We start from the raw sequence: 20,588 nt of genomic DNA, 5'->3' as shown, positions 1-20,588 counted from the left end.
ATGGAGGAAGGTTTGCGTCTTTTACCCTCGGTCACTCCCGGCGCGCTCCCGGAGAAGGTTCTGCGCGTCAACATTTCATCGCTACTGCGGCCCGGCGGAGCAGAGCTGCTTTCCTCCGTGCATTTTGAGGTCCGGGCGGGGGAGTGCCTGGCCGTTGTCGGGCCCAATGGCAGCGGCAAAACCTCTTTGCTACGGGCGATCGGCCAGCAGCTGACCGCTCTGCACGGCGATATCCAGCTCCTGGGGCGTTCGCTTTCCAGGTTGTCACTGTCCCAGCGGGCAAAGCAGATTGCTATCCTGGCGCAAAACGACGCGCCCGATATGCGGCTGGCCCTTGAGGATTATGTGGCCCTGGGGCGTATTCCCCATGCCCGGGATATGCCGCGCCGCATGCATGACGCCATCGTGGCGAACGCCATTAACGAGACCGGGTTACAGGGATTGCGCAAGCGATCGCTGTCCGCGCTTTCCGGAGGGGAAAGGCAGCGGGCGGCGCTGGCGCGGGTGCTGGCCCAGACGCCGAGCCTGCTCCTGCTTGATGAGCTCACTAATCATCTGGATCCCCCGGGGCGGCTGGAGCTGCTTTCGCTGGTGAAAAGTAAGGGCATCACGGTGGTCGCGGTATTGCACGATCTGTCGCTGATTGAACCCTTTGCCGATCGCGTCTTGCTCCTGTCGCAAGGCAGGGCGGTGGCCTGCGATACCCCGGAGCGGGTGCTGGTCCCGGAGTATCTGCGGCCCGTTTTGGGGGTGACCAGCTTTACCGTAGCCCACCCCCATACGGGGAAGGCGCTGCGGATCTTCGAAGTATCTGATTGCAACACCCTAACTGACTGAGGAACATGATGAAAAAATGGCTGTTAAGCCTGGTGGCGGTGCTGGCGGTTTCCGCGACGAAGGCCGCTGATTTTCCTGTCACGATAGAGAGCTGCGGCGTGCCCGTGACGTTCAGGGCAGCGCCGAAGCGGGCGGTGATTAACGACCTCAATATGGCGGAAATGGCGTTCGCTTTGCATCTGCAGGATCGTATCGTCGGGCTGACCGGTATCAGCGGCTGGTACAAAATGACGCCGGAATTTAAAAAGGCAATGGGGACGATCCCGGAACTGGCGCCGAAATACCCCGCGCTGGAAACGTTGCTGGCGGCGAATCCCGATTTCTTTTTCGCCGGCTGGAACTACGGTATGAAGGTGGGGGGCGAGGTAACGCCTGCGGTACTCGGTCAATATGGCATCAGGACGTTTGTGCTCAGCGAGAGCTGTGTGTTCACCGCGGCGCATAAGCGTAAAGCCAGTATGGATCTGCTTTATCAGGATGAGCTGACGCTGGGCAAAATTTTTGGCAAGCAAAAGGAGGCTCAGGCGCTGGTGAATGGCTGGAAAAAGACCCTCAGCGCCCTCCCGGGGCCGCCGAAAGGGACCCGGCCATTAAAGGTGTTCGTCTATGATTCGGGGGAAGACAAGCCGTTTACCAGCGGGCGGTATGCGATGCCGACGGCGATTATCGAGGCTGCCGGCGCGACAAACGCCATGGAGGCGCTGAACATCAGCTGGGGAACCACCTCCTGGGAGAGCGTCGCCGCCAGCGAACCGGACTTTATTATCCTGCTGGATTATCAGACCGGCAGTGGGGCGGATGCGCTTCGCCGCTTCCTGGAACACCACCCGCTGATGAAACTGACTCCGGCGGTGAAACATCAGCGTTATCTGAAGCTACAGTACGCCGAACTGACGCCCGGTCCGGCGAATGTCACCGCGGTCGAAAAACTGGCGCGGGCGCTGTACCCGACGGCGACGCCATGATATCCGCCGCGTACCGGTACCCCTGGGCGATGGGGATCGCGGCGGTGGCGTTGGCCGGATTGATGCTGCTCAGTATCGCCAAAGGCGCCGTTGCGCTATCGCTGATGCAGGTGTTGGGCGCATTGGGGCTGGCGGAGGTACCGGTCTCCGATCTGGTCAGCCGAATCGTGATCGATGTCCGCATGCCGAGGACGCTCCTCGCGGTACTGACGGGGGCGGGGCTGGCGATGGTCGGCGCCTTGCTACAGACCACGACGCGTAACGATCTGGCCGACCCTTTTCTGTTCGGGCTATCATCCGGCGCGTCGGCGGGAGCGGTGCTGGTCATTACCCGGTTTGGCGATCGGCTGGGCGCATTCACGCTGCCGGCCTCGGCGTTTGTCGGCGGGATCTGCTCCGCCGCGGCGGTGATGCTGCTGTTCCATTTCAAAAGGCAGCGCGGGGCCGGACACCTGGTGATCTGCGGGCTCGCCATCTCCTTTCTGTTCGGCGCGGTGACCAGCTATCTGATCTTTTCCGGTGACCAGCGGGCCGCCAGCTCGGTGCTGTTCTGGTCCCTCGGCGGACTGGGGCTGGCCAGCTGGCAAACCTTGCCTTTTGCCTTGTGCAGCCTGTTATTACTGAGTGCGCTGGTGCTGTGGCGATGGCGTTCTCTGGATGCCATGCTGGCCGGTGAACAAACGGCGCTGTCGCTGGGGATCCACGTCAACCGTCTGAGGATGGAGATTTTCCTCTGCTGTGCGCTGGCAACCTCTTTTTTAGTCGCCTTAACCGGCGTGATTGGCTTTATCGGGCTGATGGTGCCTCATTTATGCCGACCCTTTTCCGGGGTTAAACATGCCTTGCTGCTGCCCCTGTGCGGGATGTGGGGGGCGGTATTGCTGTGCGGCGGCGATATTGCCAGCCGCACGCTGCTGGCCCCGCAGGAACTGCCGATAGGGATCATTACCGCCGGGATTGGCGGCGTGTTTATCATCACCTTACTTGCCCGTTCCTCCTCGTCGGGGGAATAATGTACGCCCGGCGGCGGCAAGCGCCAGGGTCATGGCGCTGCCCTCAATGGGGTAAAGGTGAGCGTTTTCGGGCATCGATCGTCGCCCGGGCGTCGATCGGCAGGTCGAAGAGCGCGGGGATGTTACTCGCCGCGCTGGCGCTGGAGTTTACCCGTCATTGTCCGGTCATTGGCACGGTATCGCGCGGCGGGGTGATTGAGCTCATCATCGATGACGAAACGCTGAACTGGCGATAAGGCCATACGCACCAGGGAGGGCGCCCTGTACCGGCGAAAGCTGGCGGGGATCGATCTGATGCCGTAAAATGCGGGCTCTCCCGGGTGGATTTTGACGGCACAGGCAGCAGGAATAAAATATGATTGATCAGGTCCGTGGTTTTCTGACGAAAAGTGAGCTGGCATACCAAACGCTGCTTAGCGCTATTCAAAGCGGAGAACTGAAAGCGGGACAAAAAGTCACGCTCAACGAACTGGCTGAGCGTTTAGGGATGAGCCTGACGCCGGTACGGGATGCCTTTACGCTGCTGGCCGAGCAGGGGTTTATTGTGCGCAAACCGCATTATGCGGCGGTGATTGCCGAGAAAAAACTCAGCCGCACGGATGAAGTTTCCCTGCTACGCGCGATTCTCGAACCGGAGACCGCGCGTCTTGCCGCCATGCATGCCAATAAAGCGCAGATCGATGAGATTGCCGCCGCCTATGAAGCCTCGCTTGCCGCGGCAAAGAACCAAAATGCGCGCGAGCTTAGTCGGCTCAACGAGCTGTTTCATCTGAAGATCGCCGAAGCCAGCGGCTCAACCCTGCTGGCCGAATTTATTACCAGCTTATGGAAAGCCCTGCCGGTTCAGGGCATAACGCTGACGGGTGACACGGCTTCCATTCTTAAATCCCACGCCGATATTTTAACCGCCATCAGCGAAGGTAACGCAGATGAAGCCCGTACGCTGATGGCGGGGCACGTCGGGCATGCCGCCGATCGCGGCCGGGCCTATCTCGCCAGCCTTCAGTCGGCCGGGGAGGCAGATAACGCGGGCTGAGAGATTGCCGGCGGCGGCGTGAAGCGGTAATGGTGCCGCTCCAGTATTTCTGCCAGCGCGATACAGGCGCGATCGGCCCCTGAACGGCCAATAATCTGTGCGCCGACCGGCAGGCCCGAGGCGGTGCGCATCAGCGGCACGGTGGTCGCTGGTAATCCACAGGCGGAAGCCAGCCCCAGCCAGAAATAGTCATTTGCCGACGGCAGCGCCCGCCCGTCGACCTCCAGATAACGATCCTCCTTCGGCACATTATTAAACAGCGGGAAGGCAGGGGTGCTGGCCACCGGACAGAGCAAAAAATCCACCTGATTAAAAAAGGCCTGCCACGCCGCCATCAGTCGGTAGCGTCGCTGATTCAGCGCCAGCCACTGGCGATGGCTGAGCACATTGCCTCGCAGCAGCAGAGCGCGGTAGCTTTTGTCGTCGTCGGCTAACTGTTGGCAGAGATGCTGGCGATCGGTAAAGGCTTCGTCGCTTTGCCGACCGCTGGTGGCGGCTCTCAGCAACTGAACGTACACCTCATAACTCTCCCGGCTGTCGAAGGACGGCCGCCCTGTTTCGACCACCTTCACGCCGGCGCGGCGCAGCGATTCGGCGGCCTGATCCAGCGCCAGACTAACTTCCCCGCGCACTGCAAAATGAGGATCGTCGCGCCATATCGCCACCCGGAAATGCGCGCCGTGGCGCGGCCGCGCGTCGTCAAGGACGGGCCGCATCCGCGGCCAGCTGTACGGGTCGGGATGGGCTAACAGATCCAGCGCCAGCCGTAAATCGCCAGCGCTGCGGCTGATCGGACCAAACGCGGCAATATCCGCCGGGGCGATATTTCCCGGTTGGGCATGGCCGCGTCCGGGGATTGCGCCGTAGCTGGGTTTATGTCCCCAGACGCCGCAGTAATGGGCGGGCATTCTTATCGAGCCGCCGATATCGCTACCGAGCTCAAGGGCGGAAAAGCCGCAGGCCAGCGCCGCCGCCGAACCGCCGGACGATCCGCCGGGGGTGCTTTGCGCATCCCACGGGTTAAGCGTAGCGCCATAATCCGGGTGCCGGGTTTGCCAGTCGGCGAGGTTCGGGGGAACGTTGGTTTTTCCCAGCACGATAGCGCCCGCCTGCTTTAAGCGCGAGACCGCCAGCGCGTCTTCCCCGGCGATATTATTGCGCAGATGGGGTAAGCCAAACGTCGCGGGCAACCCGGCGAGGTCCCAGGACTCTTTGACCGTGATCGGCACGCCGTGCAACGGTCCGATCGCCCGGCCTGCTTCCCGCGCGTGATCCGCCTCCCGGGCCTGTTCCAGCTCCTGTTCAGCCAGCAAAACAACCACCGCATTAATACGCGGATTAAATCGCGCGATCTGGTCTAAATGCGCCTCGACCAGCCCAACCGCGCTGATTTCACCGTATTTTATGCGTGCTGCCTGATGGCGCGCGGAATCGAAGACTGAAAAGGGTGGGGTTATCACATTATCACCTATGGTTATGCGGAAAAGTTCGTTACGTAACGATTGTTTTCACGTTTGTTTTCTTTATGTTAATACAAAATATATTTTATAAAATATTAAAGGTAACTAACGATATGCAAACAGTAGCTATGCGCGGACGCGGCATGATTGCCGTATTACTGTTGGGATTAAGCGCATTTTCCCTGCAGGCGAAGACCACCCTTACGCTCGGCGCGGCGCAAAACTCATTGGGATCGCTACCTTTGATCGTGGCTGAGCAAAAAGGTTTCTTTGCCGATGAAGACCTGCAGGTGAACACCGTGTCGTTCAAAGGCGGCGCGCCGGCGGTACAGGCGCTGGCGGGAGGGAGCATCGCGGCCTGCATCTGCGCCGCCGACCATGCGGTGCGTTTACAAAATCGCCATCTCGGCGGGCGAGTGCTGGTGGCGTTGACCGAACATCATGGTTATGGGCTGGTGGCGCGGGCAGACACTCCCGCCGCCCGGCTGAGCGATCTGCGCGGAAAAACGGTCGGGATAACCTCTCCCGGCAGCCTCACCGATAATACCCTGCGCTACTACATCGGCCAGCAGGGGCTGAATGCCGAACGTGATTTTCGTCTGGTGGGGATTGGAACCGGCGGTCCAATGCGCGCGGCCATAGAGAGCGGGGCGGTGCAGGCCGGCATGCTTACAACCCCGGATGTCCAGGCGGCGCTGGCGGACAAGCGTTTTAAACTGATTCAGGATTTCCGCACCTTACAGTATCCGGCGCTGGACCTGGTGGTGGTTGACCGTTGGTTGGCAAAACACCGTGATGAGGCGCAGCGCCTGGCGCGCGCGGTGATCAAGGCGGAGCAGGTGATCCAGACCGACCCGGCCGCGGTACAGGCGGGGGTGGATGAAATGTACCCGCGTTTGTCTCCGGCGTTACGCCAGGTGCTGGTGGAAGAGGCACCGAAATTGCTGTCGCCTGACGGAAAAATGGCGCCGGAAGGCTATCAGCTGATGGTGAAAATGCTCAAAGCGTCCGATCCGACACTGAGTCAGCCTGACTACAGCGCCATTACCGTGCCCGATCTCGATCTGCTGAGCAAAGGATAAGGAGAAGGCGTGAGTAACCTATTTACCTCTTCTTCACTGCAGCCAAAGCGGCAGGCGGATGGCGCGGCGCAAAAAAGCGCCCCGACGTCGCGGCGGATATTAAGCCAGCAGATTCTGTTTATCCTCGCGCTGCTATTGATATGGCAGGCGGCGGGAAGCTGGTTTATCGACCCGTTCTGGGTGAGCCGACCGGGTGATATCGCGCAGCGGCTGTGGCAGCTGGCGTTAAATGGCGATCTGTGGCGCCACACTGCCGCTACCCTGAGCGAAGCGGGTATCGGCCTGATATTGGGCGCGCTGGTCGGCATTGCGCTCGGGCTGGCGCTGGCGCGTTTCCGGCGTGTCGCAAGCGTGGTGGAGCCGTTATTGATGGGGCTGTATAGCCTGCCGCGGGTAGCGCTGGCGCCGCTGTTCGTGCTGTGGTTTGGCATTGGCCTGTCGGCGAAGGTGATGATGTCCTTCTCGATGGTGCTGTTCGTCTTCATGTTAAACGTACTGGAAGGCGTGCGATCGCTGGATCGCGATCACATCGATCTGATGCGCACCATGCGCGCCACCCCACGCTATATCCTGCGCCGGGTCATGCTGCCGGCAATCCTGCCGTGGATCGCGGCGGCGATGCGTATCGCCGTCGGCCTGGCGCTCATTGGCGCGGTGGTTGGCGAACTGATTGGCTCCAGCGAGGGGGTCGGCTGGTATATCGAAAATGCCGCGGGCCAGCTCGATTCTACCGGCGTGTTTACCGGCATCATGATTCTGCTGGTGCTGGCCATGATCGCCAATTCACTAATCGCCCGGATCTTCCGGCGTATGACGGAGTGGCGCCAATGACCGCCAGCATAGATATCAGACAGTTATCGGTACAGTTTACCGGTAATCACGCAACGATGACCGCGATTGAGCACCTTTCTCTGCGCGTGGCGCCCGGTGAGTTTGTCGCCATCGTGGGGCCGTCCGGCTGTGGTAAATCGACGCTACTGCGCGTGATTGCCGGGCTGGTGGCCGCCAGCGGCGGCGAGGTCCGGATTAATGGCGTACCGGTTAGCGAGCCGCCGCCGGGCGTTGGCTTTATGTTTCAGCGCGACACGTTGTTACCCTGGGCGACGGTGGCGGAAAACATCAAAGTGGGCTGCGAACTCTCCGCCATGGCGCCTGCCGACTATCCACGGCGGGTGGCCGAACTAATCGAACTGGTCAAATTGCATGGCTTTGAGGGGCATTACCCCAGCGCGCTTTCCGGCGGCATGCGTCAGCGCGTCTCCCTGGCGCGGCTGCTGGCCTATGAACCGCAGCTTTACCTGATGGATGAGCCGTTCGGCGCGCTGGATTACCAGACCAAAATCGTTATGGGGCGCGAGCTGCTGCGGATTTGGGAAAGCCGCAGGCGCAGCATCGTGTTTGTTACCCATGATATCGAAGAGGCGGTAGCGCTGGCCGATCGGGTGATCGTGATGAGCCCGCGTCCGGGGCGTATCGTGCAGGATTACCGTATTGATTTGCCCCGCCCGAGAGAGCCGCGCGCGCTGCGCGGCAACCCGGAGTTCTCCCGGCTGTGTGCTGCAATCTGGGCCGACCTCGCGCAGGCGAGCGGTGAGGCTCTGGTATAAACCCACGGCGTATGACCGTACGTCGCAAGCATAAAAAATAAGGAACAACGTGATGAAGATTCGTATCGGCGCCCATCCCTCCAACCTGACGTTAACCGCGCTGACCCACTATCCGCCCCTGCAGCAGCCGCTGCTGGACGCCGGTTTTGCGCCTGAATTCTTATGGTATCCCGAAGGCAAAATGATGCATGAGCTGGCGCTCGGCGGCAAAGTGAATGTGATTGGCACCGGCACCACGCGTGCGGTGGTGGCGCAGGCAGACCATGTCCGGCTGGCGTATATTGGCGCGTCGCATCCGCGCCGTAGCTGGTCATCGATCCTGGTGACGGAACACTCGCCGATCGTCCGCGCGGAGGATTTAGCCGGTAAGCGTATCGGCTTTATCGAAGGCTCTTTTCAGACCTACTTCCTGCTGGCGACCCTGGAACAGGTTGGGCTGAAGTACACCGATATCGTACCGGTGAATTTATTGCCCGGCGCATCGCTCGCCGCCTTACAGGCGGATGAGGTAGATGCGTGGATCGCCATGGATCCTTACCTCAGCGCGGCGCTGGCGGGCGGCGGCTTGCGTAAAATTCAGGATTGCGGGGATGTGATCGCCAATCGTTCCGTTTTTTGGGTCCTGCCGGATGTGGTGGCCGCCGGCGAGGACAAAGTGCGGGCGCTGTTCGACACGCTGGTGGCGACCGATGCGTGGATTGGCGAAAATCTAACTGCGGCGGGAGAGCTGTTTTCGCGGGTGATCGCCAACGGGCTGACGCCGGAAGAGTGGACGCGCGGGCTGCAGGGGCGCGAATGGGGGATTACCGCGCCGGATGAGCAACTCTTTGCCGAACAGCAGGCGGAAGGGGATTTACTGTTCCGTCACGGTCTGATCGCCAACAAAATCGATATCAACGCGACGCGTTTACCCTTTCAGCTTGATGCGGTGGAGGTATAACCGATGGGTCAGCCGATTGAGTTTTTCTGGCGTATTCCCACGCACGGCGATGGCCGCTCCGTGTCGTCAAAAGCCTGGAACCGCGGCGACTGGAAGCCCGCAACGTCCCACTCCATCGCCCCGGGCGGCGGTGGGGCCTCCGCCAGCGCCTGGGGCTATATCGACTATATGGCAATGGTGGCGAAAGCCTGCGAGGTCGCCGGTTTTGACGGCGCGCTGGTGCCGACCTCCCTGCCCAGCGACGAACCGCTCATGATTGCCGCGGCGCTGGCGCGGGAAACGCGGACCTTACGTTTTATGACCGCGTTTCAGCCCGGTTTTATCACTCCAGCCTATGCGGCGAAGATGAGCGCGACGCTGCAACGCATCAGCGGCAACCGGCTGGAGTGGAACGTGATAACCGGCGGTAGCGCCCCGGCACAGCGCGCCTACGGCGATTTTTTACCGCATGACGATCGCTACGGGCGGACGGGGGAGTGGCTGGAGGTCATCGAAGGTTTATGGCAAGGGCAGCCGTTCGATCATCATGGCGAACGCTATCAGGTGGCGGGAGGAGGGTTAGCCGCTCCGCTGTTGCATACCCGTAAGCCGGGAGTTTACTTCTCCGGTTCCTCCGAACCGGCTTTAGCAGTGGCCGCGCGCCATGCCGATTTTTATCTTATGTGGCTGGAACCGCTGGCGCAAATGCAGGCGATGATGCAACGTCTGAACCGGATGGCGGATGAGCAGGGGCGCCAGCTGAAATACGGCCTGCGGGTGGATATTTTTGCCCGCGAGACTGAAGAAGAGGCGTGGGATGAAGCGCGCCGGTTGTGGGATAAGCATGACTTCAGCGCGCCGCGCACGGCTAACCCGATGACCAGCGTCGGCGGCGGTGATTCGGTAGGCGCGCAGCGTCAGGCGGCGCTGCGCCAGGATAAAGGAGAAAACTTCGCTGATTACGTTATCGGGCCGAATTTATGGTCCGGCCTTGGACTCGTACGCCCCGGTCCGACGATCGGTATCGTCGGCAGTTATCAGCAGGTGGCCGATCGCCTGGCGGAGTACGTGCGCGCTGGCTTTTCTAACTTTATCCTGGCTGCGAACCCGCACCTCGAGGAGGCGATACGCGTTGGCGAAGAGGTTTTACCGCGCGTTCGCAGCCAGCTTTAACGTTTTATCCCGCGCTGAATAATAAAAAATATCGCCTTCCGGAAATTATTTCTGGAAGGCCGGCTCGCGCCGTTCATGATTAATATGCGTTATTTCCCGGCTCGCAGATATTATTAGCAGGCGGGAGCGCAAGTGAATTTATTGGGTTAATTTAAGGGTAATATGAAAAACCAGATAAATCGCATTCTGGGAATCGCATTGCTATTCCCGGCGGGGGTTTTTGCTGCCGAAATGCCGGAGACGCGTGAGTGTCATTATCCGCAACCGCAGGGCGCGTCGCTGTTTTCCGCCCTGGCCTGCGGTAAGGTGAACGGCAGCATCAGAACGCTTTATTATTCGACCCATAATGCGAACTTCGTGACGGCACGTAATCAGGACACGGTCAGCTATGGCGGTTCAATTAACTATGAAACCGCCGACTATTACGGTTTTAGCGCCGGAATCAGCGGTATTTTTGTGCGAGGTATTGACCACCCGGATAGCGCGCACACCCTTTCTTCCCTTGCGGATAATCAAACGAATGTCGGCGAAGCCTGGCTGCGCTGGCACGATGACGCATTAAGCATCACCGCCGGCGACCAGCGCGTCAATCTGCCGTTTGTCTCCGATTATGACTGGCGCATCACCCCGATCCTGTTTCGCGGCGTGGATGCGCACTATGGCGATAAAGAGGACTTTTTGCACGCCAGCCGGCTCTGGCGTTATAAACCCTGGGGCAGCGATCGCTTTCAGGCCACCAGCGCCTATACCAACGTTAGCGAGAAGACCGATGGTATGTGGGCCGCAGGGCTGGGACGAACGTGGCGGGCCGCGGAGAAAAAGCTGTCTGGCCAGCTGTGGTATGAAAACTATCAGGACTACGCCAGGCTTTTTTATAGCGAAGGCCGCCTGCGCTGGCTAAATTATCGCTGGCAGCCGGATATCGGGCTGCAGTTTATTCGCGGTACCGGCGCAGGACGAGAGTGGCTGGGAGAGGTGGACAGCACCTCATACGGCATTCAGTTTTCTGCCACGCCGCTACCGAAAATGCACTGGGATATTAACTACGATCATATTGCTTCACACCCTTCAGCGTGGAATAACGGAAGCGTGGTGGTGCCTTATGCGCACAGTACCTCCTCCGGGCCGTGGTTCGCTCAGCCTTATTTTACCAGCACCGAGGATTTGGGCAGCGGAAACGCATACTCAACGAATGTGGCTTATTCGCTACAGGAGGCGCTGAAAGTCGGCGCGCGCTACTCCTTTATGGATCTGAAGGCGGACGTCGCCGCGCCGGGAATCAATCAGTCGGAATATATGGTGTTCTTTACCTGGTTCGCCCCGGGTATTTTTACAGGCTTTAATCTCAGCGATTATGCCGGAGTACAGACATCATCACGATATAAAAAGAACTTTTGGCAGAACCGTTTAACGTTAAAATATGATTTTTAACTCTCCGCCTTTTACGCGATCCGCGCGCCGGCTACTCTTCGTTCTGGCGACGCAGCATCTGCAGCGCCACTTTGCAGGCGTTATTGACATGTAACGAGGCGATCGCCTGGGCCTGTTCGGCATCCCGCTCGCGCAGCGCCTGGGCTAATTGATCGATCTCCGCCAGGCTCGACGGCATGCGATGAGGCTCCATCAGCGAGGTGGCGCGTAACAGGTTCACCCGTGAATGCAGGCTGGTGAGGATCTCTTTCACCAGGCTGTTATTGCAGTTATCAAAAATGATGTCATACAGGGCCGTTTTGGCACGCAGCACCTCTTCCTGCTGGCCTGACTCCGCGGCCTCACGCAGCTGACCGGCCGCCTGAGCAAATTGCGCGATACTGGCGTCGCTGCCCTGGAGCGCAAACTCCCTGGCGGCAAACCCTTCCAGTACGCTGCGCAGGGCATACAGCTCTTCGGCCTCTTTCAGGGAGATACTGGCGACGATCGGGCCTTTATGCGGCACGATGCGGATTAATTTTTCCGCTTCCAGCTGGCGTAACGCTTCCCGGATAGACGTCCGACTCACGCCAAGGTTTTCGCACAGCTCGCGTTCGATCAGACGCTGGCCGGGATGAAAGCGGCCGGACATGATGGCTTCACGAAGGGCGTTCTCCACCTGACGCCGCAGGGTATTCGGCCGGACCAAGTTCATCTCCGTATTCATTTTTGTATTCCTGTATGACAAAAGACATCACAATTTGTACCATATCTTTCTGAGTCACAGCAAGTGACCCTGCTGCGACCCGGTCATTCAGCGCGGGTTCAGCGCCTGTTCCAGCAGCGGCGCCGCCGCTTCCGCTCCGTGCATGCCAATCAGGCTCACGATTTCCAGCACTTCTAAAATCTCTTCTTTGCTGGCGCCATATCCGATAGCATTACGCATATGCAGCTTCAGGCCTTGTGCGTACAGGTGGGTTGCTGAAGCGTCAAACGCGCAGTAGATGAGCTCCTTAACTTTGGGGGATAGTACGCCTGTGCGCCAGGGGACTGACGAAAATTCAATGTAATATTCAAACAAATCTGGATCCAGTTCTAATAATCCGTCCCATGAAGCGTGCCAGTAGCCGCGGTTGGCAATAAAGCTGGCCTTCAGCGCCTGCTGACGTTCGGTCAGCGCTGCCGGCTCCTGGCGTAGCCCTTCTTCCTCCAGAACTTCCAGCAGCAGCGGGACGCCAATATTGGCCGCATGAATCCCCAGCGTGCTGGTGAGCTCCAGGATTTCGACCAGTTCTTCACGGGTGGCACCATATTTTAACGCCACGTCGATATGGCGGCGGATCCCCGGCTGATAGATATGCGTCGATGCCAGGCTGGCGCTGAGTGCGACCATGGCTTTCACTTTGTTTTCCAGATGATTTTTTCGTAACGGTACGCAGGCCAGCTGGTGCCAGGCCTGCAGAAAACCGGCATCAAGACGCAGCAGCGCATCCTGACCCTCTTCCCAGTAGTGATGCGTATCCAGTATCTGCTGGCGTAAATCGGGTTGGCTCGTATTCATTGCGCCCCCTATCCACGTGTTGACTGTACATATTGGTCGTGAGTCACCTCGTCCTGCCACCCGGTTTTGCCGAGCGACGTCGCGGTGTGCTGCATGTAGCTATCCTGCGCCGCGCCGTGCCAGTGGCGTTCGCCTGCGGGGATCCAGACGGTATCGCCCGCCCGGATCGGCTGCGCGCTTTCCCCTGCAACGCAAATCCAGCCTTTACCCGCGATCACCTGCAGAATCTGCCCCTGCTCGTGGGTATGCCAGAAGGTACGCGCGCCCGGGGTAAAAAAGACGTTGTTGATGGTGATCCCGTCGGTCGCCGGCATCACCACATCGGCCCAGACCTCGCCGGTGAAAGTCGCCCCGCGTTTTTCGGAAGGCAGGTTCGCCTCACGGCCATGAAAAATACGCATAATGTGCTCCGTATCAGTTATTGGAAGAAGAGAGGCGGATACCACCGGAAATATCGCCGATGGCGTCAACCACGCGGTTGCTGATGACATCGCCGTAACCCAGCGCGGTCGCCAGACCGAAGCTGGCGAGCGGCCCGGCGCTGTTTAATGACGCCATGCCGAGCTGGTGAAGCAGGTCGGCATACAGCACCAAATCTTTGGTCATTAATTTGCCGGTTAATCCGCCTTCCAGATAATCGCCCTGCACGATCCGCGGGAAGCGATGCAGGGTGGCGAAGTTAACCCCGCTGCTGCTGTTCAGCACGTCCAGCAGCCGCGGCAAATCCAGACCGGCTTTTTTACCGGCGACCATCACCTCGGCGGTTGCCGCCAGGCTGACCGCGTTGAGGAAATTGTTCAGCAGTTTGGTGGTGTGGCCCGCGCCGCTTTCCCCCATCACCACCACCTTGCTGGCGATAGGCGCAAACGCCCACTCAAGCGCCTGAATAGCGGCCTCCTCGCCGCCGACCATCAGCGTCAGCTGGCCTTTTTCCGCCGCCGCCGCGCCGCCGGAGATCCCCGCGTCGATATAGGTCACGCCTTTTTCCTGCAGCAGGCCGTGCAGGCGCACGGTCGACGCCGGCGAGGCCGTACTCAAATCGACGATGGTCTGTCCATGGCGGCAATGGGCAAGAAGGCCATCCTGCTGCCGCATGACGTTTTCGACAACCTTACTATCCGGCAGCGACAGCAGAATCAGATCGCACTCCGCCGCCACCTCACGCAGGTCCCGCGCTTCGCGGGCGCCGGCTTTTTGCGCCGCGCCAGGCTGAGGGTCGAACCCCAGCACCTCGATACCGGCGTCCACCAGGCAACGGGTCATGCGTCCCCCCATGTTACCTAAGCCAATAAAACCTAACTTTTTACTGTGCATCACTTTTCTCCTGTGAGTGCGGTTAATGTGCGGTGAAATCCACATTTTTGGTTTCGGGTCCCATCATGGCTCCGATCATGCCAATCACCCCGCCGAGTATCAGCAGGAAAACGGCGGTCAGGGCCAGCGGCATCAGCGCGCTCAACCAGCTCATATAAAAGGCGTAAAACGACGGTAAGATCACGGACAGGCTGAAGCCCACGCCAAACCCGGTTGCACGGACATCGGTTACGAATCGTTCATTGATATAGGTGACGATCGCTCCCCAGGGGGAGGTCACCAGCACGGCCAACAGACAGACCAGGGTCATCACCGCCCACAGCGGCAGCGGCACGGTGGTCAGGATATAGAGGATGGCTGCGCCAACGGTTGCAATCAGCGGTCCGACGACGATAAAGAAGCGACGGCGACCAAATTTTTGCCCCAGCAGACCGGCGCCAATATAGCTGAAGAACAGCACCAGATAGGTGAGCATCAGCGTCGCGGTCATCTCGAAGCCATTCAGATGCAGGGTATTGATCAGCAGACCGGTCGGCAGATAGATCGTGACGATATTCTGCGTTAACCAGAATCCGGTCATCATAATCAGTACCTGCAGCAGGTTGCGCGCGCTTTTGCCGCTAATTAAATCGCGCAGCGGCAGCTTCTCTTTCACCGTTCCCTCTTCGTTTTGCCAGACCTCTGATTCAGCCACCTTGTGGACGTAATAAAAAGCGAGGGCGGCCGCCAGCAGCGCACCGATAATGAACGGGATACGCCAGCCCCACTGCGCATACGGCGAGTGAATGCCGTCGAGCGGGAACAGGAAAAACATCAGCATGGTGATTAAGTTGATGGTCACATAGGCCGCCGGGAAACCGGCGATGATCAGTCCGCCGACAAACCCGCGCTGCTCTTTTTTGGCATATTCGATCGCCAGCGGCATAGCCCCGGTATAGCCGCCTCCGAGAAAGATGCCGTCAATAAAGCGCAGCAGCACCAGCAAAATATAGGCAGTGAGGCCGAGCGTCTCGTACCCGGGCAACAGGGCGATCAGGAAGGTCACGACCCCAAATCCGGACACCGAATAGATGGAGGCTTTTCGTCTCCCCAGTTTGTCTGCCACGATGCCGAATATCAGTGCCCCCAGCGGTCTGCCCAGCAGGGTGGTGATAAACACCAGCGAAGCCAGAATGGTGGCCGTACCGCTGGACAGATTAGGCGGCTGGAAATAAAACAGCACCGGCGACAGCGCAACGACCGGAAGGTAGATGTCAAACATGTCGATATATTCGGAAAAGAATGCGCCGCGCACGGCGCTCTTACGTTTATCTTCCTGCGATTGCTTCTGTTCCATATCAGTGACGGCCTGGTTGGCGCTAATGCTTACCATGTCTGTCTCCTGCATTGTTCGCACCTCTCAGGGCGCGTTTGGCGTTAGGGAATTCACTGCCGGAGGCGGTGAATGTGTAGGGTCAGAATGCGCGATCATGCCTCGGGGATGTTCTCCTTTTCCCATTCGCTAATGGCGGCGGTAGCGACGCGAAATGCGGCGAGCGCGGCAGGCGCGCCGCAATATACGGCGGTTTGCATCAGCACGGCCTGGATTTCAGCCTTGCTGACGCCGTTATTGAGCGCGCCGCGGACGTGGACTGCCAGTTCGTGGTGCTGGCTCATCGCGGTCAACATGGCGATGTTCAGCATGCTGCGGGTTTTGAAGGGCAAGGTTTCGTCTCCCCACACTCGTCCCCAGCAGAATTCCGTCACCAGGCGCTGCATGGGACGATTGAAGTCATCCGCGCTGGCCCATGATTTATCAACATGGGTCTCGCCTAAGACCTCTTTACGGTTAGCAAAGCCTTGTTGAAACAGTTCACTTTCTTCCATTATGCCCCCCTGAGGAAACTTTCCTCATTTTTCGTATGATTGTATGACAGTGAAAATGGCTAAAATTTTTTTGCCGATTAGGCTGGGTGATAGCCGACCATCGCTTTCACCTCCAGATACTCCCGTAGCCCGGCTTCTCCCCATTCGCGTCCGTTACCGGAGCGGCGATAGCCGCCAAAGGGAGCATGAAAATCAACGGGAGGATAGTTGATATGGACCTGACCGGCGCGGAGCCGCCGGGCGATGGCCCGGGCTCGTTCGGGATCGGCCGACTGCACGTAAGCGGCCAGACCGTAGTCAGAACCATTGGCGATGTCGATGGCCTGGTCTTCATTGTCATATGGCATGATGCATAACACCGGGCCAAAGATTTCTTCACGGGCGATGATCATGTCGGGGGTCACCTGGCTGAAAATAGTGGGTTTCACGTAGTAACCCTGCTGGACGCCTTCGGGTCTGCCGGTTCCACCGAGCAACAGCTCCGCCTGTTCATCGATGCCGCGCTGGATGAGCTGCTGAACGCGTTCGAACTGCGCGCGATTGACCAGCGGCCCCAACCGGGGTTTGTCATCGTCGCCAGGAGCCGCGCGATACTGCATCGCGGCCCGCCGGGCGATGGCATTGACCTCATCCAGCCGGGCGCGAGGGACCAGTAAGCGCGTCGGAATTGAGCAGGACTGTCCGCTGTTGGTAAAACAGGCGGCGACCGCGCGGGTTACGGCGTTTTGCAGATCGATATCATCCAGCAGGAGATTGGCCGATTTGCCCCCCAGCTCCTGCGCCACGCGCTTGACGCCCGGAGCGGCCAGCCTGGCGACTTCGATCCCGGCGCGAGTCGAGCCGGTAAACGACACCATCTCTATATCCGGGTGCGCCGCCAGGGCGGCGCCGACGCCGGGTCCATCGCCATTCACCAGGTTGAAAACGCCGGCAGGCACCCCGGCGTCATGCAGCACTTCGGCAAACAGCAAGGCGCTGAGCGGGGAGTATTCGCTGGGTTTCAATACCATGGCGCAACCTGCCGCCAGAGCCGGCAGCACTTTCACCACCACCTGATTCACCGGCCAGTTCCAGGGGGTAATCAAGCCGCAAACGCCGATCGGTTCCAGCCGCAGACGGGTGCTACCGCGCTGTTCTTCAAAGGCGAAATTTTCCAGCACCTCAATCAACGTCTCCAGGTGCGCGACGCCGCGTACCGCTTGCCCGTCGCGGGCGAATTTCATCGGCGCGCCCATTTCGCGGTGAATGGCGGCGGCAAACTCCTCGTAGCGGCGCTGATACCCGGTCAGGATGCGTTTTAATAAGGCGATGCGTTCGGCAACCGGCGTCTCAGCCCAGGCGGGAAACGCCCGCCGCGCGGCGGCGACCGCCCGGTCGACGTCCTGCTCATTCCCCAGCGCTAGCTGGGCAACCGCTTGCTCGGTTGCCGGGTCTATCACCGTGAACCAGCGCGGCGCCGCCGGCTCAACCCAGCGGCCATCAATATAAAACTGTGTGGTATGGGGCATAGTCAGTTTCCTGTGGAGGGGCCGTTGTCGTCCAGCAGCCGATACATTTCCGTATGGTCAGCGCTGGCCGATACGGACCCTGCATACTGGTGCCAGAGATCGATGCAATGCTCGCCAAGACGTAGCGGGTAATCGACCGCAGCGGCCAGGCCTTTGGCAATCTGCAAATCTTTATCCATTAGTTTCAGCGCGAAGCCTGAAGCGTAGCTTCCGCTCAGCATAAATTGCCGCACCTTGTTTTCTGAGGTGTTGCTGCGGCCGCTGGAGGCGTTGAGCACATCGGTCATCACTTGCGGATCGATGCCAAACCGGCGGGCCACCAGCAACGCCTCCACCGTCGCCGTCAGACCGGCGGCCGAAACATAGTTGTTCAGCGCCTTCGCCGCATGGCCGCTGCCGGCGGCGCCGATATGCAGGATGGAGCTGCCCATGGCGGCCAGCAGCGTCTGGCAGCGGGACAGCACCTCCTCCTCGCCGCCGACGAGGATGGCGAGCTTGCCCTGTTCCGCACGTCCGACGCCGCCGGAAACCGGAGCATCCAGATAACATAAGCCCTGTTGCTGCAGGCGCTGCGCCAGATCGCGCGAACGGGACGGTACGGATGAGCTCATATCAATGACGACCGCGCCGGCGGGCAGGCGTTCGGCCCACTGCTGGCCGAACAGCACCTCTTCGACGATGTCGGAGTTGGGCAGCATGGTGATGAGCACATCCAGACTTGCCACGTTATCGGCCGACAGCGGCGCAGCGCGCAGCGATTCCGCCAGCGCGTCGGCGCGTTGGCGATCGGCGTCATGCAGCAGCAGGCTGTAACCCGCCCGGCTCAGGCAGGTCGCCATGGGCGTTCCCATCATGCCTAAGCCAATAAACCCCACGGTGTGGATACTTTTCACGTCAACCTCTCTTAACGGCAGAAACGGCGGTTTTAGCGCAGCGCTGAAAAATCAGTGGGTAGCAGGAAGCTGTTCTCGATGCGGGAAACGATGGCGTGCTGACGCTCGCTTTCCGCACGCTTTTCCTGCCATTCCACATCGGCCTGGAATGCATTCCAGCATTTTTCACGCTCGGCCATATCTTCCCAGCTCAGCAAATAGGTCAAAGTGTGGTTGCTTTCGCCGACCGCGGTGGTCCAGAAACCAATTTGCTTAATACCGTATTTGGCAAAGAAACCGAGCGTGGTATGACGAAAACGCTCCAGTAATGCCGGTAACCGACCCGGCATGCAGTGGTAAATGCGCATTTCAACGATCATGGGATACTCCTTTTCAAAATGAAGTGGCGGGCTGCGGCTGCCGATCGACGCGGACAATCCACCCCTCAGTGGCGGCCGAAAAAGCAGGATAACGGCGTAGAACCAAAGGATCGTGACCGGGAACGATATGGTCGGCCGAGTCGGCTAAGCGTTTGACGGTTGCGTAACCTTCCAGCATATCGCCAACGTTAAACACCACCGGGTAGGGGCGAGCCTGTTCGATATTCGCGTAGAAATGCGCGGCGTCCGACGCGAGCACCACCCAACCGCGGGCGGTACTGACGCGCACGATCTGCAGCCCGTCAGAGTGGCCGCCGGTACGATGCAGCGTAATGCCCGGCGCCAGTTCGGCGTCGCCGTCGTGAAAACGTACGCGACCGGCGAAGAGCTTATCGATCATCGCTTTCACGTCTTCCACATCGAAGGGGTGACGCACTTCGTGGTGGCACATGCAGCGGCCGGTACAGAAGGCCATTTCGCGATCCTGCAGATGGAAGGTTGCCGCCGGGAACAGCGGGTGATTACCGGCGTGGTCGTAATGCATGTGGCTAATGATGACGTCAGTCACGGTAGCCGGATCGACGCCAATTTGCGCCAGACCTTCGGCGATCGGATGGATGATGGTGCGCCCGCGTTGTTTGGCCATCTGTTCATCGAAGCCGGTGTCCAGCACGAGGGTGCGGGTGTCGTTCTGGATCACCCAAATGAAGTAGTCAATCGGCATGGGGCCATCGTGGAGATCGCCGCCGATAAAATTATCCCGCGCCATACGGTGGTGGTGGGCATAGCGGATTGCGTAGATTCGATACTGTTCAACGGCGGAAGACATTGTTGACTCCTTGTTAAAAGGTCGATAACTGCCCGATCGTTTTTTGTAGTAAAGAGGTTATAATCTTGTATGACAATAATTCAATAATACAAATATGATCGGTTTCACAAATTTCGCCCGTTGACCGCTAAACCGCGGCTTAATGTGATGTCCGTTCGATTCTCTACCTGATTTGCCGGATTTTTAATGAAAGCAAGGCTGAGATGCGGACGAAAAGGTGGGTTTTATCGCGCGGGCGTGATGCGAGATGCGCGCCTGCGGAATAGGATTGAACGAAAAGGCGGGGCGGGCGGGGGGCAGGTGAGGTGATAGCGCCTACGCCTGCCCGGTTGCGGTTAAGTGCGGGACTCCATCACCGCGGCAATCGCAAAAGCGGCAATCTGCCGGTCCTGCTCTTTGCTGGCGCCGGAAACGCCGATCGCGCCGATCGTCGCGCCCCGGGCATTGCGCAGCGGGATGCCGCCTTCAATGCCGACCAGGCCGCCGTTGCTGTTTTCCAGCGAATATGCCGCCCCGGCGGGATGCAGATCGGCGCCGACCCTCTCGCTGTTCGCCTGAAACAGCACGGCGGTACGGGCTTTACGTATCGCAATATCGATGGTCGCCAGGAACGTACCGTCCATGCGGGCAAACGCCGTCAGATGGCCGCCGCTGTCCAGCACTGCCGCGGAAACTGGCGGAAAGCGATGGGTTTCCACCGCCGTTTTAACACCGGCGAGCAGCGCGTCGGCAAGCGTCAGAGTCAGGGTCATGACA

Annotated in this window: 22 protein-coding genes; 10 read left to right on the top strand and 12 right to left on the bottom strand. The window is 59.4% G+C overall.

All coding sequences use genetic code 11. The features are described from left to right. The 4 genes from ACI2JR_RS11105 (at position 1) to ACI2JR_RS11090 (ending at position 3,851) form a co-directional block, all read left to right on the top strand. Positions 1–837, top strand: a complete 837-nt coding sequence (locus ACI2JR_RS11105) for an ABC transporter ATP-binding protein (RefSeq protein ID WP_132724958.1) — start codon at positions 1–3, stop codon at positions 835–837. Positions 838–845: 8 nt separating this feature from the next. Next, on the top strand, positions 846–1,802 hold the full coding sequence (locus ACI2JR_RS11100; RefSeq protein ID WP_132726246.1) for an ABC transporter substrate-binding protein: 957 nt from the start codon (positions 846–848) through the stop codon (positions 1,800–1,802). Next, complete coding sequence (locus ACI2JR_RS11095; RefSeq protein ID WP_132724956.1) at positions 1,799–2,815, top strand: FecCD family ABC transporter permease; 1,017 nt, start codon at positions 1,799–1,801, stop codon at positions 2,813–2,815. Before ACI2JR_RS11100 ends, ACI2JR_RS11095 begins: the two co-directional genes overlap by 4 nt. Positions 2,816–3,170: 355 nt before the next feature. After that, entirely contained in the window at positions 3,171–3,851 is a 681-nt protein-coding gene (locus ACI2JR_RS11090; RefSeq protein WP_132724954.1) for a GntR family transcriptional regulator, read from the top strand. Here ACI2JR_RS11090 and ACI2JR_RS11085 read toward each other — a convergent pair. Then, a complete protein-coding gene (locus tag ACI2JR_RS11085; RefSeq protein ID WP_462478544.1) occupies positions 3,818–5,311 on the bottom strand; it encodes an amidase in 1,494 nt (497 codons plus the stop codon). The two genes, ACI2JR_RS11090 and ACI2JR_RS11085, sit on opposite strands and share 34 nt — an antisense overlap. Before the next feature lie 113 nt (positions 5,312–5,424). Here ACI2JR_RS11085 and ACI2JR_RS11080 point away from each other — a divergent pair, with 113 nt between their 5' ends. The 6 genes from ACI2JR_RS11080 (at position 5,425) to ACI2JR_RS11055 (ending at position 11,523) form a co-directional block, all read left to right on the top strand. Then, positions 5,425–6,393, top strand: a complete 969-nt coding sequence (locus tag ACI2JR_RS11080) for an ABC transporter substrate-binding protein (protein ID WP_165905617.1) — start codon at positions 5,425–5,427, stop codon at positions 6,391–6,393. Between the two features lie 9 nt (positions 6,394–6,402). Then, entirely contained in the window at positions 6,403–7,224 is an 822-nt protein-coding gene (locus ACI2JR_RS11075) for an ABC transporter permease (protein WP_243655187.1), read from the top strand. Continuing rightward, complete coding sequence (locus tag ACI2JR_RS11070) at positions 7,221–8,000, top strand: ABC transporter ATP-binding protein (protein ID WP_462478543.1); 780 nt, start codon at positions 7,221–7,223, stop codon at positions 7,998–8,000. The genes ACI2JR_RS11075 and ACI2JR_RS11070 overlap by 4 nt, the downstream gene beginning before the upstream one ends. Positions 8,001–8,052: 52 nt before the next feature. Further along, positions 8,053–8,940 (top strand): ABC transporter substrate-binding protein, encoded by an 888-nt coding sequence (locus ACI2JR_RS11065; protein ID WP_462478542.1) that lies wholly within the window; start codon positions 8,053–8,055, stop codon positions 8,938–8,940. 3 nt (positions 8,941–8,943) lie between these two features. Then, positions 8,944–10,092, top strand: a complete 1,149-nt coding sequence (locus tag ACI2JR_RS11060) for an LLM class flavin-dependent oxidoreductase (protein ID WP_132724945.1) — start codon at positions 8,944–8,946, stop codon at positions 10,090–10,092. A 162-nt stretch (positions 10,093–10,254) separates the two neighbouring features. Further along, entirely contained in the window at positions 10,255–11,523 is a 1,269-nt protein-coding gene (locus ACI2JR_RS11055; RefSeq protein WP_462478541.1) for an OprD family outer membrane porin, read from the top strand. 31 nt (positions 11,524–11,554) lie between these two features. Here ACI2JR_RS11055 and ACI2JR_RS11050 read toward each other — a convergent pair whose 3' ends face one another. The 11 genes from ACI2JR_RS11050 to ACI2JR_RS11000 form a co-directional block, all read right to left on the bottom strand. Further along, positions 11,555–12,229: a GntR family transcriptional regulator gene (locus ACI2JR_RS11050; RefSeq protein WP_132724941.1), complete on the bottom strand. Its 675-nt coding sequence runs from the start codon at positions 12,227–12,229 to the stop codon at positions 11,555–11,557. An 87-nt stretch (positions 12,230–12,316) separates the two neighbouring features. Further along, the gene (locus ACI2JR_RS11045; RefSeq protein WP_132724939.1) at positions 12,317–13,063 is read right to left on the bottom strand and encodes a carboxymuconolactone decarboxylase family protein; all 747 of its coding nucleotides are present in this window, start codon (positions 13,061–13,063) and stop codon (positions 12,317–12,319) included. Between the two features lie 8 nt (positions 13,064–13,071). Next, the gene (locus tag ACI2JR_RS11040; RefSeq protein ID WP_462478540.1) at positions 13,072–13,464 is read right to left on the bottom strand and encodes a cupin domain-containing protein; all 393 of its coding nucleotides are present in this window, start codon (positions 13,462–13,464) and stop codon (positions 13,072–13,074) included. Between the two features lie 13 nt (positions 13,465–13,477). Then, positions 13,478–14,422 carry an NAD(P)-dependent oxidoreductase gene (locus tag ACI2JR_RS11035; RefSeq protein ID WP_462478539.1) on the bottom strand — a complete coding sequence of 315 codons (945 nt, stop codon included), beginning with the start codon at positions 14,420–14,422 and terminating at the stop codon, positions 13,478–13,480. Beyond that, positions 14,400–15,749: an MFS transporter gene (locus ACI2JR_RS11030; RefSeq protein ID WP_132724933.1), complete on the bottom strand. Its 1,350-nt coding sequence runs from the start codon at positions 15,747–15,749 to the stop codon at positions 14,400–14,402. Before ACI2JR_RS11030 ends, ACI2JR_RS11035 begins: the two co-directional genes overlap by 23 nt. Before the next feature lie 95 nt (positions 15,750–15,844). After that, positions 15,845–16,243 carry a carboxymuconolactone decarboxylase family protein gene (locus ACI2JR_RS11025; protein ID WP_132724931.1) on the bottom strand — a complete coding sequence of 133 codons (399 nt, stop codon included), beginning with the start codon at positions 16,241–16,243 and terminating at the stop codon, positions 15,845–15,847. 77 nt (positions 16,244–16,320) lie between these two features. Further along, on the bottom strand, positions 16,321–17,751 hold the full coding sequence (locus tag ACI2JR_RS11020; protein ID WP_462478538.1) for an aldehyde dehydrogenase family protein: 1,431 nt from the start codon (positions 17,749–17,751) through the stop codon (positions 16,321–16,323). A 2-nt stretch (positions 17,752–17,753) separates the two neighbouring features. Then, the gene (locus ACI2JR_RS11015; RefSeq protein WP_462478537.1) at positions 17,754–18,644 is read right to left on the bottom strand and encodes an NAD(P)-dependent oxidoreductase; all 891 of its coding nucleotides are present in this window, start codon (positions 18,642–18,644) and stop codon (positions 17,754–17,756) included. 32 nt (positions 18,645–18,676) lie between these two features. After that, on the bottom strand, positions 18,677–19,003 hold the full coding sequence (locus ACI2JR_RS11010; protein ID WP_132724925.1) for an NIPSNAP family protein: 327 nt from the start codon (positions 19,001–19,003) through the stop codon (positions 18,677–18,679). A gap of 13 nt (positions 19,004–19,016) precedes the next feature. Then, positions 19,017–19,832 (bottom strand): N-acyl homoserine lactonase family protein, encoded by an 816-nt coding sequence (locus ACI2JR_RS11005; RefSeq protein ID WP_132724923.1) that lies wholly within the window; start codon positions 19,830–19,832, stop codon positions 19,017–19,019. 335 nt (positions 19,833–20,167) lie between these two features. Then, positions 20,168–20,584: a GlcG/HbpS family heme-binding protein gene (locus ACI2JR_RS11000; protein WP_132724921.1), complete on the bottom strand. Its 417-nt coding sequence runs from the start codon at positions 20,582–20,584 to the stop codon at positions 20,168–20,170. Between the last annotated feature and the right edge of the window lie 4 nt (positions 20,585–20,588).

The organism is Klebsiella sp. NPDC088457 (assembly GCF_044900465.1).
Classification (GTDB): Bacteria; Pseudomonadota; Gammaproteobacteria; order Enterobacterales; family Enterobacteriaceae; genus Klebsiella.
Note: the sequence above shows the minus strand (reverse complement) of the source record. Positions and strands in the feature narration are given on the sequence as shown.

What these genes read in the sequence shown, in the direction of transcription:
- ACI2JR_RS11105 (WP_132724958.1), top strand. Translation starts at nt 1, where the DNA reads ATGGAGGAAGGTTTGCGTCTTTTACCCTCGGTCACTCCCGGCGCGCTC.
- ACI2JR_RS11100 (WP_132726246.1), top strand. Translation starts at nt 846, where the DNA reads ATGAAAAAATGGCTGTTAAGCCTGGTGGCGGTGCTGGCGGTTTCCGCG.
- ACI2JR_RS11095 (WP_132724956.1), top strand. Translation starts at nt 1,799, where the DNA reads ATGATATCCGCCGCGTACCGGTACCCCTGGGCGATGGGGATCGCGGCG.
- ACI2JR_RS11090 (WP_132724954.1), top strand. Translation starts at nt 3,171, where the DNA reads ATGATTGATCAGGTCCGTGGTTTTCTGACGAAAAGTGAGCTGGCATAC.
- ACI2JR_RS11080 (WP_165905617.1), top strand. Translation starts at nt 5,425, where the DNA reads ATGCAAACAGTAGCTATGCGCGGACGCGGCATGATTGCCGTATTACTG.
- ACI2JR_RS11070 (WP_462478543.1), top strand. Translation starts at nt 7,221, where the DNA reads ATGACCGCCAGCATAGATATCAGACAGTTATCGGTACAGTTTACCGGT.
- ACI2JR_RS11065 (WP_462478542.1), top strand. Translation starts at nt 8,053, where the DNA reads ATGAAGATTCGTATCGGCGCCCATCCCTCCAACCTGACGTTAACCGCG.
- ACI2JR_RS11060 (WP_132724945.1), top strand. Translation starts at nt 8,944, where the DNA reads ATGGGTCAGCCGATTGAGTTTTTCTGGCGTATTCCCACGCACGGCGAT.
- ACI2JR_RS11055 (WP_462478541.1), top strand. Translation starts at nt 10,255, where the DNA reads ATGAAAAACCAGATAAATCGCATTCTGGGAATCGCATTGCTATTCCCG.
- ACI2JR_RS11050 (WP_132724941.1), bottom strand. Translation starts at nt 12,229, where the DNA reads ATGAATACGGAGATGAACTTGGTCCGGCCGAATACCCTGCGGCGTCAG.
- ACI2JR_RS11045 (WP_132724939.1), bottom strand. Translation starts at nt 13,063, where the DNA reads ATGAATACGAGCCAACCCGATTTACGCCAGCAGATACTGGATACGCAT.
- ACI2JR_RS11040 (WP_462478540.1), bottom strand. Translation starts at nt 13,464, where the DNA reads ATGCGTATTTTTCATGGCCGTGAGGCGAACCTGCCTTCCGAAAAACGC.
- ACI2JR_RS11035 (WP_462478539.1), bottom strand. Translation starts at nt 14,422, where the DNA reads ATGTGGATTTCACCGCACATTAACCGCACTCACAGGAGAAAAGTGATG.
- ACI2JR_RS11030 (WP_132724933.1), bottom strand. Translation starts at nt 15,749, where the DNA reads ATGGTAAGCATTAGCGCCAACCAGGCCGTCACTGATATGGAACAGAAG.
- ACI2JR_RS11025 (WP_132724931.1), bottom strand. Translation starts at nt 16,243, where the DNA reads ATGGAAGAAAGTGAACTGTTTCAACAAGGCTTTGCTAACCGTAAAGAG.
- ACI2JR_RS11020 (WP_462478538.1), bottom strand. Translation starts at nt 17,751, where the DNA reads ATGCCCCATACCACACAGTTTTATATTGATGGCCGCTGGGTTGAGCCG.
- ACI2JR_RS11010 (WP_132724925.1), bottom strand. Translation starts at nt 19,003, where the DNA reads ATGATCGTTGAAATGCGCATTTACCACTGCATGCCGGGTCGGTTACCG.
- ACI2JR_RS11005 (WP_132724923.1), bottom strand. Translation starts at nt 19,832, where the DNA reads ATGTCTTCCGCCGTTGAACAGTATCGAATCTACGCAATCCGCTATGCC.
- ACI2JR_RS11000 (WP_132724921.1), bottom strand. Translation starts at nt 20,584, where the DNA reads ATGACCCTGACTCTGACGCTTGCCGACGCGCTGCTCGCCGGTGTTAAA.